Here is an 11261-nt window from a genome sequence, read left to right as displayed (position 1 = left end):
CACAGCAACCATCCGAATCAACGATCTCGTTTGGGCCAATGAGGCATGAGGGATTGCTCTACGACGAGGATACCATCCGAGCTGTGATGAATGACCTACAAGCAAAAGCGCATCTTCCCATTGATCAGAACGCAGTAACGAAGACGATCGAACAGATCTACTCCCAACTCAGCGATGAAGATATGGTCGGGTATGATGTTGAGGCTCCGAGCGTTTGGCCGCTGATTCAACTAGAACATTGGCTGCGATCACGGGAAACCACCATTTCGACTGGCCGATGAGGACGGTAACTACTGGGTGCCCGATCAAGGGAGCGATGAGTTCTCGACAGCGGTCGACTGCATCCAGTTCGGGGAAAACGGACGCTCATGGCGTGAGATCTCCACAAAGACCGACCATAAGCACAGATACCGTGCGACGCATCTATGGACGATGAGAGCACCATTTTCCACACCCTTCGTATGTCGATGATTGTTGGTGTGATGGGGCGGTCAGGCATCTGGGAACGCCTTAGTCAGTCGTTCCTCGATTACTGTATCCGATGAAAGGTTCGTCCATCTGTCCATTGAATTTTCCAACTCCTGCCAGTTGACGCCCTGGTAATCAGCTTGGCACTCAGCTCAACCTAGAATAGATGGCGATTCACCACTTTGAGCAGCCCTAGAGAGCACGCAGGTATCGATCGGTGTGAATACTCGATGTCCAGACTGTGTAGAGGTATATGTTCTTATACATAAAACTTGGGATATTCTCTAATAACGTTAGCGATCAGTTGAGAAAGTCGCCTAAGAAAAACAATCGGTTCTTTATTCGTCACCGCTCCGTGTCGACAGGGTAGGATGTGGACAATAAATTTGTATAAAAAGTACTAAAACGATTCTATAATGGAATTCATCAATGAACGAGATAATTGGGCTCGTGCTGTGGGTGGAAGTCCAGGTAGCGCACCACGAATTCATTCGCTCTGCTTGCCCATCTGCGATACTCGTTGATATTGTCGCTTCGACTCTGTTAGGTTCTGCTGTAACACCGCATCTCGGGGAGGATGACGTTCTTTATCGCCGGCTTCAATCCCACTAGGGTTCTGCTGTAACGGCGCGCTTTTGATCCGTTGGGGAACTCGGTACGCTTCAATCCCACTAGGGTTCTGCTGTAACCATACTCAATTGGTGGTAGCTGAGCCTTGTGTATATCGATCTTATTGCCCTCTGTCCGTCGACCTCCAGTAGGGCAGTATCCCCTGGGGGGTCGATGGATAGAGCTATGAATATGGGAATGATCTGCAAACTCGATTATGCCGAAGTTTCGTGAGGAAGCCCACAATATAGCATCTATCCCATATCAGAGAAGGAATCGAGATCTAGTCCCCGTATGGTGTGTTTCGATCTGGCGGTATGACCGCAACGTGCCGACTGCACCAGTCCACTCTCTTCCAGAAACGTCGTTCAATCACATGAAACAGACCGTGCGACCGTCGACCGTGGTAGCGGACACGTTTTGGACAGGGAGTGGCTCGGCAGCCGGCGAGTATCCATACGAGAGAAAGCCAGTCGTCCGTCGATGGGCCCCGTCCTGCTCCATATAGGCTGGGGTTCGTTCCATCGCATACGACGTGTTCGGTCGCGGGGTCAGCTTTGATTCCGGGACGATCGAGTCGATCCGCTCAACGTCCGTCACCTGGTGAACGTCGAATTCGGCGGTAGCCGTCTCACTGTCGGGGCTACCACATTCGACGGTCGCGAGACATTCTGTCTTTCCCAGCGCGGGTGTATACACGGTCGTGCCAGTTTCGAGGGCCGTCTTGAGGTTCTCGTACGTCTCCGTATCCTCAAGGATGACGTCAACCCGATAGGCTGGATCCAGCAGGTATTCGAACGTCCGCCGCTTGCGTTCCTCCTCAATCACTGCGGGATCGATGACGACTTTGCCGCTTACGTGCTCGGCTTGCTTGATATCCCCTTTTTCTGTCGGCAGCGTCAACATCGGGATCTGCATCGTCCGGACTGGTTCCAGCGGTTCGATGGCGATCGCCGAGGTGTCAGGGGCAAACAGGTGATAGTACGAATCGCGGGGCTTGCCCAGAATCGCCCCAATGAGGCCTGCAACAGTCGTCCGGGGGATCACGCTGTAGGTCTGTTTGTCAGTCGTCGTGTCGATGCGCCGGAAATGTGCCCACTGACCGCTCACGGTGAACGAAAGACACTGCCTACCAACGGGATTGAGCGACGTGTGTGTCATAGATTCCTGTGTGTGGTGGGTCGTCCTCACTCGCTAGTTCCGTAAACGTCAATCTCCGTGACGGCATCCTCGCCAACAGCCGCCTTCAACTCCATGATGAGTGTGTCCGGCCCTGTGACCTCGCCATCCACGGCGACCTTGATATGACGATCAGCCTTCACATACACCGTCTCGATGTGGGCGGCGTCGTTGGCTAGTTCCGTAAGAAACCCGTCGACGTTCAATACGGCATCTGTGATATTGCGTAATTCCGTATCAGTCTTTGAAGCCGTCTCGTCCAATCTGATGCCATCATCGAGTCGCCCGTTGTGATATTCATCGGTGCCATATTCGACCCGAAGATAGAGCCGGGGGTGATGCCCGGCTTTCGATCGAGTGAGCGTCTGATTTTTGAGTGCACGCCACATCAGTGAATCAAGTCGTTCGACATCAGTAGAACTGAGGTTGGTTGTCTCCGCGGCAACCTCGTTGACGATCCCGTGAAAGCGAATAAACGCATATTCGAGCCGGTTGTCCGACGCGAACGTTCCCTGCTGATCGCCCTCGCTGGAGGCAACGACAGTCGAGAGCTGCTTCGATTCGGTTTTTGTTGCGACTGTGTGGAGGCTGCGGGCATGTTCAAACTGTACCGGACCGATGAACTGGCCAGGAAATCCCTCGCCGAGGGCCTTTTGAAAGTTCTCTGAGAACGAGCATGTGGCCCCAAAGTAGCGAACGTCAGTCGCGTTTGTGAGAAACGCATCGGTCACCGTCTCACCATCCATCTCGTCAACCTCGTCCTCGTCGAGTCCGGTGACGTGTTGGAACAGTTCGTCCCGCGTCGGAACATTGTCATAGGGAGCTTTCGAAGGATTGCGGACATAGATACCCTCATCGTCGTCATCAAGCTGATCTCGCAAATAGCGTTTGAGACGGACATCGGTGACGACCGCTTGGCCCGTTGTTTCGTCGATGCGGGGCTTGTTATTGGCTGAAAGTGGATTGCCGTTCGGATTGCAATCTTCTGCATCGTACAGAAAGATGATTTCGGATCGGTTCGAAACGGAAGTAGTATCTGTCTCTGACATTGGTCTGTATAGTGATGTGTAATTGTCGTGTTATTCAGTCGGTGTAGCAGCCTCATCCTCAGTGAACTCGTCCGTGTCGGCGACACCATAGCCAATACCCAATCCATAGAGCCACTGCAGCTCGTTTTGTGTGAAGGTCCAGGTTTCGGGATCTGCATCCAGCATCAGGGCTGGGAGCGGATCGATATATCGCGCATTCATCCGCATACTTCGGTTGTCTGCTTGGATATATGTCGTGTTCATCTGCAGGACTTCTTTAGTCACCTCCTTGATACTCTGTTTGGTGAGATAGTCGATCGGATACCGACGGACCAGCGTTGATGAGATGTTCTTGTTTCGCTGATAGCTACTGAGACGGCCGACGAGGCCGCCGAGCAAGAACACAGCCTGTCGCTCGGGACTCTCCCTGATGACCTCGTGCTGTTCAATAAACTGTTCGAGTCGTTCGTCACGCGATTCGGGTGTCGCGTCTGCTGTAGAGTCTGTACTCATATGCGTCGTGAGAAGTGTGGTATCTGCCGCTGTGGGCGTCGATTCGAGGGCGTCGATGTCCGTCAATGCACGCAACTGTGCGTACTGTTTCAGGATGCTTACGTGGGGGAATGCAACTCCACGATACTCCTCGTCCACCATCCGCCGCTGATCCTGCACCAGCTTGTGGACGTATCCTTCTAGCAATTTGTCTGGTGCAATACGCTCTTCCGTCAGGAATCGCCGAAGTCGTTGCAACCGGGTATCATCGATGTCACCCGCCTTTGGTGTCTCTGTGGCCGCTCGACTAGTGCGTGTCGGCTCGGTCGTTTGGACGAAATATGTCCCGAACAGGATCGACCGATGGAGCGACGCTTCCGGATTGAGCAAAGCATCGTCATGTGACGTGATCGTATTGAAGATTCCTGGAGACATGAACGGCGCCGCCCCAACGATCTGATTGTGTGTATTCTGCAACGCGGCGGGTCGATAGAGGTCTGCATCTAGTGTCTCGAAGAAGATGCGATCGGGATTCCCGGTCACGACGAAGACCGTTGCGAAGCGAACAGCATCCCAGGCCCTCGTCTCCTGTGCGGTGTCGACATCCCCGAACAGTCGGTCCGACTCGTTTTCAGCGCGCTGTGCGGCCATCGCTGACTGGTGGTACAGTTGTTCGATGGTTTCCTCGAACGCTTGGCCGTCCGCCTCGCGGAGAGGAGTAAAGACCGTCTCGAAGAACCACTCGACATCCGCTGGTGAGAGGGTTTCGGGCGGATGTGCCAGATAGGGGAGCACGTAGAACCGGCGACTCTGTCCCATCGGGCGATAGAAATCGTCAAGAACGCTATCTGCCGTTGCGATCGCCAGTGCGCTGTCGATTGAGAGCGGGCGGGTGCGCCAACTTTCAGTCCCCGAAGGAGAGAGGTTCGGGAAGTGCTCACGTTGTTTTTTCCCGTAGGCACCAAACAGGCCAGATGAGCCGCCTGTGACAGTCCCGTCAGTGTTGGTAAGAAACCCGACACCGTCCCCGGTCCCGTCATCAACACTGATGCTTGTCAGGCGGTCAGCCTTCTGTTCAAACATCACCTCGTTTAATACCGGAATCTCGCCGGGGTACCGTTCGGTCTCCTCATTAGGAAGTCGCACACGAATGGTGATGAGTGCCTCGTACTCTGTATCCTCATTTCCACCTGCAGCGTCGATGAACGCGGTACTGAGACGGTCCATCTCTGTCTTGTCCTTGCCAATCTCGATGAGTGCTTTCAGAATCCAGCGATCCCCGATCGTTTCATCGGCAAGGACACGCTGGGCAGCGTCGCTGGTTGCCCAGTTGGTAAACCGATCACAGACGTTATTCGTTCCCCACGCATCCTCGCGGCGTCCAGCCAGATGGTGAGCATCCGCGCTCTTGTGGGTGGTAATCGAGTAATCGGTCATGCTACTCGTCTTGTTCGTCGGATACGAGTGCCCCACTCGATACCGGAGGTCAGACGCCATTGTCTCGATCGTGACGGGCTGCTCTGTGTCGAGATGGGGCTGCTCGGGATCGGTGAGATCAACCGTGACGACGATGAGGCTGTCTGGTTCCCCGAATAGTTCCCGTTTTGCCGTCGGTGTCATCGCCATCATGTGCTCGGGGTCGATCTGGAGCTCTCCGTCTGCGGCCATGACTGACTCATACCAGTCCAACAGGGCGTACTGCATACCGACGTCGTACATCGTTGCTGGCCGCCGTTGTGGCAGTTGGGCGAGAAACTGTGCTTCCGGCGACTGGGCGTGCCCGTGATCCTCGTTGTCTGTGGACGTGGCGGCTGTGCGATCAGTGGGCATCGGCTTGCCTCCGGTTGAGGAACCCGAATCCGAGCCCATTGCGACCGCCAATACCTGTGTCGAGTGCGAGATTGAGATGGCGTCGATGATCGTCATCGCGTACGCAATACTCGAAGCGCCATTTACTCAGCACAAGGTCAATCTCGACATCGGTTGTCACTGTCACCGGAAGCGAGTATGTTTTGAGCAGCTCATAGTCGGTGAACAGGTGCCCCTCAACATCGGTCGGTCCCGGGAGATAGTCCGGCAGAAAGCGCTCATGTTTGTACTGGAGGTTATCAGCAATGGCCTGTCGGAACGGCTGAATCGCGTGTTTTGGCCGCCAATACGTGGGTGCGTCGTGGTCGTCCTCGATCCCAAACTCCTCGCGGTGGGCGTCAAAGAGACGAACGACAACTCCAGTTGCTGTTTCGAGGGTCCCCTTGGTCGTCGGTTCGCCGACGTCGATATCAAGCACCCGCAGATCCTTGATCTCGAATGGCCGATCGCCGATATTGAATGCAGGGTTGTCCTTGAAATCTTCGGCGATGGCTGTGAGGAGTTCCTCGCGGGGGGAGGCGATCAACACCTGCCGTTCATCATCGGCAGCCATTGCTCCCCACGGGAAGATATTCGAATAGACGAATCCTATCGGTTCACCATTGCCGTGTTCTTCGTCGAAGGGGGTTCCCCGGAGTGCCTGCCAGATCCGGCCTCGAAGTTTGTGGTGGTACGTCGGATCGGGGGCAGCGTCTGCTTTGGCAACCAAGTCAACGAGCAGGCGCATTCTTATCGGTCACCTCTCCGTAACAGGCTACTCGTATCACTCAGCATCGCTGCCACTCCTTAGCGTGACAGTCGCCTGTTCGATCGGGTGCTTGGAAATGACCCAATCGTGGGTCAGCTGAAAGAGCCCCTATCAGTGGCGTCCTACAAATATCTTCAATCCAATCTAGGTCTGCTGTCCGATGTAGGACTGTCGTAGGGTGTCTCCTACTATCGGTGGAACCTACCAAAAAGCTCCGCTTTCGCTGTGAAACGCTGAGATGTGACCATTTTGGGACCGCTCTTCCTAGACCATGTTGGTTTCGTAGTTGCATCGTGCTGGGTGCGTTCATAGGTATTTCATATCCATTTGATGTACGCATCAAGAACAGGTCGGGAGTGTAGCATAAGCTTTGTGGCTCTGGCTTCCTACAAATAGAAATTACTTGTATCGTTGGTAGTGTCATCTTCACACAGCTCAGTGAACTACTGTGATAGACGACACATTCATGCCTTCCGAAGCAGCCGTAACGATATACCAGCAACGAGGCGATCCCTCATAATGACAACATATACCACGAACGCAGAGATTATTGCCCGCCCTGACCAGCCACTCTCCGAGCATCTTGCTGGCGTTAAAGAGAATGTTGATACGCTCCTCTCTACCACCGCACTTGGCGATGACGCGGCTTTTCGCGTGACTGCACGCACAATCGCTTATCTCCACGATATTGGAAAACTAACCCAGTACTTCCAACAATACATTCACGAAGATGATTCGAGAGAACCGCAGGATCGGTATCGGTATCATAGCCTCAGTAGTGCATTTGTGACGGTGCATGCGCTCTACTGTCTGGATACACATCCTGACTACCCGGCGATCTCCGGTAACCTCCGAACCGCCGCCTTCTATGCGGTCGCAAAACACCACCTGACGATTCCGAATTACGAGGACGATCACTTAGGAGAGGTTGATCCGAATGGAGTCAGTGGGTATCGCTCCCAGCGATTTGATCGCGTTCGCACACAGCTGATGAATATCGAGACACATACCGCATCCCTTGCCACTGAACTCCTAACGGAGGCTACCGATGGTCTCCTCACCTGGTCGGACATCCCATCCAACTGTCCTGAACAGTATTCCGATCTCTTGGTGACAAGCAACACTAGTCCGAGCGATGACTTCTATACGACTGTACTCAATCTCTGGTCACTCCTCACGTGTGCGGACAAACTAAATGCGTCTGGGATGACCGCCCCAAGCGGATCACCTGTCGCATTCGACCCTAGTGCCATTCAGGAACAGATCGACTCGTTTCCGGACCGCAGTGGGATTCAGGGCCAGCTTAACGATCTTCGCGATCAGGCGCGGATGACGGCTCGGGAGCGCCTCTTGAAGCAGTATCGAGCTGGTGAAGACGTCTGTACACTTACTCTCCCGACTGGCTTCGGAAAGACATTCACGGGACTTGAGGCTGCCCTCACACTCGCCGAAGAGAAAGATGGGCGCGTCATCTACGCCCTTCCATACACATCTGTGATCGATCAGGTTGACAATGACATTCAGACCGTCTTCAATGTGCAGAGTGGATCTCCCCAGTACACTATCCATCACCATCTTAAGCAACTCCAGACACGTACTGATGCTATCGAAATCAAAGACCATCCGAATACGGGTGACGAGGTACTCTACGGCGAAACATGGTTGGCCTCGCTCGTCCTGACTACATTCGTTCAGTTGTTTGAGTCTGTTGCTGGCCCAGCAAACACCCAATCGATCAAATTACCAGCCTTGCAAGACAGCATCATCGTCCTTGATGAACCCCAAGCGCTCTCGATGGAGTGGTGGCATCTTATCAGCCGCCTCATCTCGATCGTCGTCGAGCAGTACAACGCGACAGTCATATTCATGACCGCGACACAACCACGGATCATCGATCAGATTAGCGACGATCTCTCCCCCAGTCGCCTTATTCCGGACCGTTCACCGTATCTCTCTTTCCTCGAAGACAACCCTCGTGTCGACTATCTCCTCGACGACTCACTCATAGAGTACCTGACAACTGGGACAGCTCCTCCTCGCTCACCAGCGAGTGCAACCGATCGACTCATGGAAGATATCACTGCAACAGAAGAGCGCGAGACGGTGCTTGCGATCTGTAATACTGTTCGGAGTGCCTGCGGGCTGAGCGAGCGGATTGACGCGCGCTTTAAGACACGCGAGGTGCCAACAACACATCTCGGTGAGCACCTGCTTGCATTCTATGAGGAGACGGACTGGCTTGCTCGGGTCTACGAGACCACCACGAATGTTGGACGTGCCAGAGAGGTGGCCGACATCGAAGAAAAAAAGATGGCTGCTGAGCCATCGTCAGATGTCATCGACCAAGCGGCGGCGGCGTACCTCAACTATCTCGCTGCAGCCGACACTGCCACTGACTACCTGCTGGCAACACTAACAACACGAGTGCGCCCGATTGACCGCACGATTCTTATTGCCTGTGTGCGACGCCTGCTCGCAGCGGAGCAGACAACACCGTTCGATGATGTCTCGCTCGTGATAACATCGACGCAACTTGTCGAAGCGGGTGTTGACATGAGTGTGGATCGGCTGTATCGTGATGTTGCGCCTCTTCCGTCGCTTGTGCAGGCGGCTGGGCGGTGTAATCGGTCATACGATGGGGCTGATGGCACGGTGGTTCTCTGGCGATTGGGGGCTGAAGATGGTGACTGTCCACCATCACGAGCGGTATACGGATTTGAGCGGGACTTACTGGGCCCAACGAGAAAGGCCCTGCGGGCAGTGTGTCCAGATGACGCTCCCGCTGGGGCGTCGCTGCCCGAACATACGATGATTAGTCGTGCTGTCAAATGCTATTACGATGCTGTCCACGCTCAGGATCGCTCTAGTGAGCGCGATGACGAACTCGCACGGTACGTCGATCGCGCCTGTGGGGAGGAGCTACGGCAGGCATCGCTTATCAGGCAGGACTACGAAACAGAGGAAATCCTGATTCCTATCGCGCATGAAACCGAGTATCTTGAGAACTTCCACGTGTCGAAGAATGCTCGCGCGTTTGAGGCGGCGGACGCACTGCTCTCCGCACTCAAACAGACCCTCGTGTCGATACCGAAGACCACAACGACACAGCCAGCCCTTGATGAGCTTGCGATTAACACGGAAGAGCCACTCTCTGTGCTCACCTCGGTTGAGGACTATTCCCTTGTTCATGGGCGTGGCGTCATGCCGCCCGTGCTGTCGGAGTAGAAGGATAGACATCGGGACGGACGGTCGTCGAACAGGTCCGTGCCTACGACACCCCCGAGCGACGGCAATCAATCGCGCGAAAAATCATCCAGGGGAGTATCCACAACATGCGATCGAACGTGAAGTACTACGATCGACGTGACCACGAGTTCGAAGACGTCATCACGCGACTGGAGGCTCAGTCGGCAGCCCTTGAGGAAGGGATGGACACAACGGAGTTGATGGGTGTCGAGGCGACCGCACGCCGTGCGTACTACTCAATCTTCGACGACGTGCTTCCGGAGGGCTTCGTGTTCGCTGGCCGCCAGTACAATCCACCGAGCAACGAGGTGAACAGTCTCATCTCGTTTGGCAACTCGCTCGTGTACGCCAACGTCGTTTCGGCAATCCGTGCGACCGCACTGGACCCGGCTGTGAGCTTCCTCCACGAACCAGGTGAACGACGATACTCGCTTGCACTCGATATCGCAGACCTGTTCAAACCACTGCTCTCCGACCGCGTCATCTTCCGCGTCGTGAACCGGAACCAGTTGGGTCTGAACGAGTTCGAGAACGACCTCAACTCGTGCCTGCTCGACGAGACTGGACGAAAGACGTTCTCAAAGGCGTTCGAGAAAACGCTCGATGAAACCATCGAACATCCGCAGTTGAATCGGAAGGTGAGCTACCAGTACCTACTACGTATCGAAGTATACAAACTGAAGAAACATCTCCTCACTGGCGAGGAGTACGTCCCATTTGAACGGTGGTGGTAGCCCCTGCCATATGTCATCGTCGTCTACGACGTGCAGGCCAACCGGACATCCAAGTTTCTCAAGTATCTCCGCAGGTATCTGACCCACGTTCAGAACTCCGTGTTCGAAGGAGAGCTGACCGAAGGCACGCTTGAGGAGATGAAGACGACTCTGGAATCAATGCTCGACCCTAGTGAATCCGTGATGGTATACCGAATGGCCTCGGAGAAGTACGTTGAGAGGTTCGTATTCGGTGAGGATCCAATGGACGACCAGCAGTTCTTGTAGCCAATTCCATCGACCCCCGGGGGTAATGAGGCTACCGAAGGTCGATGGAAATTCTGATGTGAATTCAGATACAGGGGACTCTATAGCCGGTGAATTGGCTATGGTTTCAGACGGACCCTTGTGGGGTTGAAGTATCACCCATCTCAGCGACATCCCCTGCCGCATCGCGTTTCAGACGGACCCTTGTGGGGTTGAAGTCTCAACAAACACACTATTCCACAACCCCATAAATCTTGTTTCAGACGGACCCTTGTGGGGTTGAAGTCCTTGGTTGCCTCGACTCGGCAGCGCATAGTGCCGTTTGTTTCAGACGGACCCTTGTGGGGTTGAAGTGGGACCGTCGTCGACGCGTGCGCACCCCCATGCGTTGTTTCAGACGGACCCTTGTGGGGTTGAAGTTGTCTGTTGTTCGATGAGGAAGTACCCCTTCGTCGAGTTTCAGACGGACCCTTGTGGGGTTGAAGTGAGAGGACGAAGACTTACCGGAGGCATGGACATGGTTTCAGACGGACCCTTGTGGGGTTGAAGTCGCGCGCCTATATCGACGAGGGAGGCAACACCGAGTTTCAGACGGACCCTTGTGGGGTTGAAGTGACTCCTATGAGAGCATCAAGGGCGTCT

General features: G+C 54.5%; 7 protein-coding genes, 1 pseudogene and 1 CRISPR repeat array (1 of these 9 only partly in view). Of the genes and pseudogenes, 4 read left to right on the top strand and 4 right to left on the bottom strand.

The window, feature by feature from the left end; translation table 11 throughout:
- The first annotated feature begins 86 nt into the window (after positions 1-86).
- On the top strand, positions 87-281 hold the full coding sequence (locus MW046_RS15850) for a hypothetical protein (protein ID WP_247995513.1): 195 nt from the start codon (positions 87-89) through the stop codon (positions 279-281).
- A 1168-nt stretch (positions 282-1449) separates the two neighbouring features.
- Here the strand turns inward: MW046_RS15850 and cas5b are convergent.
- From cas5b to cas6, 4 genes are read right to left on the bottom strand one after another with little or no spacing between them, the layout of a single operon-like run.
- Complete coding sequence (gene cas5b / locus MW046_RS15845; protein WP_247995512.1) at positions 1450-2238, bottom strand: type I-B CRISPR-associated protein Cas5b; 789 nt, start codon at positions 2236-2238, stop codon at positions 1450-1452.
- 26 nt (positions 2239-2264) lie between these two features.
- A complete protein-coding gene (gene cas7b / locus MW046_RS15840) occupies positions 2265-3305 on the bottom strand; it encodes a type I-B CRISPR-associated protein Cas7/Csh2 (protein WP_247995511.1) in 1041 nt (346 codons plus the stop codon).
- Between the two features lie 30 nt (positions 3306-3335).
- Positions 3336-5606 (bottom strand): TM1802 family CRISPR-associated protein, encoded by a 2271-nt coding sequence (locus MW046_RS15835; RefSeq protein WP_247995510.1) that lies wholly within the window; start codon positions 5604-5606, stop codon positions 3336-3338.
- Positions 5596-6372, bottom strand: coding sequence for a CRISPR-associated endoribonuclease Cas6 (gene cas6, locus MW046_RS15830; protein ID WP_247995509.1), 777 nt, complete (start codon positions 6370-6372; stop codon positions 5596-5598). Before cas6 ends, MW046_RS15835 begins: the two co-directional genes overlap by 11 nt.
- A gap of 540 nt (positions 6373-6912) precedes the next feature.
- Here cas6 and MW046_RS15825 point away from each other — a divergent pair.
- The 3 genes and pseudogenes from MW046_RS15825 to cas2 all read left to right on the top strand — a co-directional run bounded on the left by MW046_RS15825 (position 6913) and on the right by cas2 (position 10640).
- Complete coding sequence (locus tag MW046_RS15825; protein WP_247995508.1) at positions 6913-9618, top strand: CRISPR-associated endonuclease Cas3''; 2706 nt, start codon at positions 6913-6915, stop codon at positions 9616-9618.
- Between the two features lie 8 nt (positions 9619-9626).
- A pseudogene (cas1b, locus tag MW046_RS15820) lies at positions 9627-10373 on the top strand (type I-B CRISPR-associated endonuclease Cas1b); the annotation flags it as partial.
- 3 nt (positions 10374-10376) lie between these two features.
- Positions 10377-10640 carry a CRISPR-associated endonuclease Cas2 gene (gene cas2 / locus MW046_RS15815; RefSeq protein ID WP_247995571.1) on the top strand — a complete coding sequence of 88 codons (264 nt, stop codon included), beginning with the start codon at positions 10377-10379 and terminating at the stop codon, positions 10638-10640.
- Positions 10641-10743: 103 nt separating this feature from the next.
- Positions 10744-11261: direct repeats of the CRISPR family, unit length 30 nt (it continues 2404 nt past the right edge of the window).

Origin of the sequence: Halocatena salina, assembly GCF_023115355.1 — an archaeon.
Taxonomy (GTDB): Archaea; Halobacteriota; Halobacteria; order Halobacteriales; family Haloarculaceae; genus Halocatena; species Halocatena salina.
The sequence above is the reverse complement of the archived record's forward strand: the minus strand, read 5'-3'. Positions and strand labels throughout refer to the sequence as shown.

Bases quoted from the DNA above. Each gene is read 5' to 3' on its own strand.
- MW046_RS15850 (WP_247995513.1), top strand. From the start codon at position 87: ATGAATGACCTACAAGCAAAAGCGCATCTTCCCATTGATCAGAACGCA.
- cas5b (WP_247995512.1), bottom strand. From the start codon at position 2,238: ATGACACACACGTCGCTCAATCCCGTTGGTAGGCAGTGTCTTTCGTTC.
- cas7b (WP_247995511.1), bottom strand. From the start codon at position 3,305: ATGTCAGAGACAGATACTACTTCCGTTTCGAACCGATCCGAAATCATC.
- MW046_RS15835 (WP_247995510.1), bottom strand. From the start codon at position 5,606: ATGCCCACTGATCGCACAGCCGCCACGTCCACAGACAACGAGGATCAC.
- cas6 (WP_247995509.1), bottom strand. From the start codon at position 6,372: ATGCGCCTGCTCGTTGACTTGGTTGCCAAAGCAGACGCTGCCCCCGAT.
- MW046_RS15825 (WP_247995508.1), top strand. From the start codon at position 6,913: ATGACAACATATACCACGAACGCAGAGATTATTGCCCGCCCTGACCAG.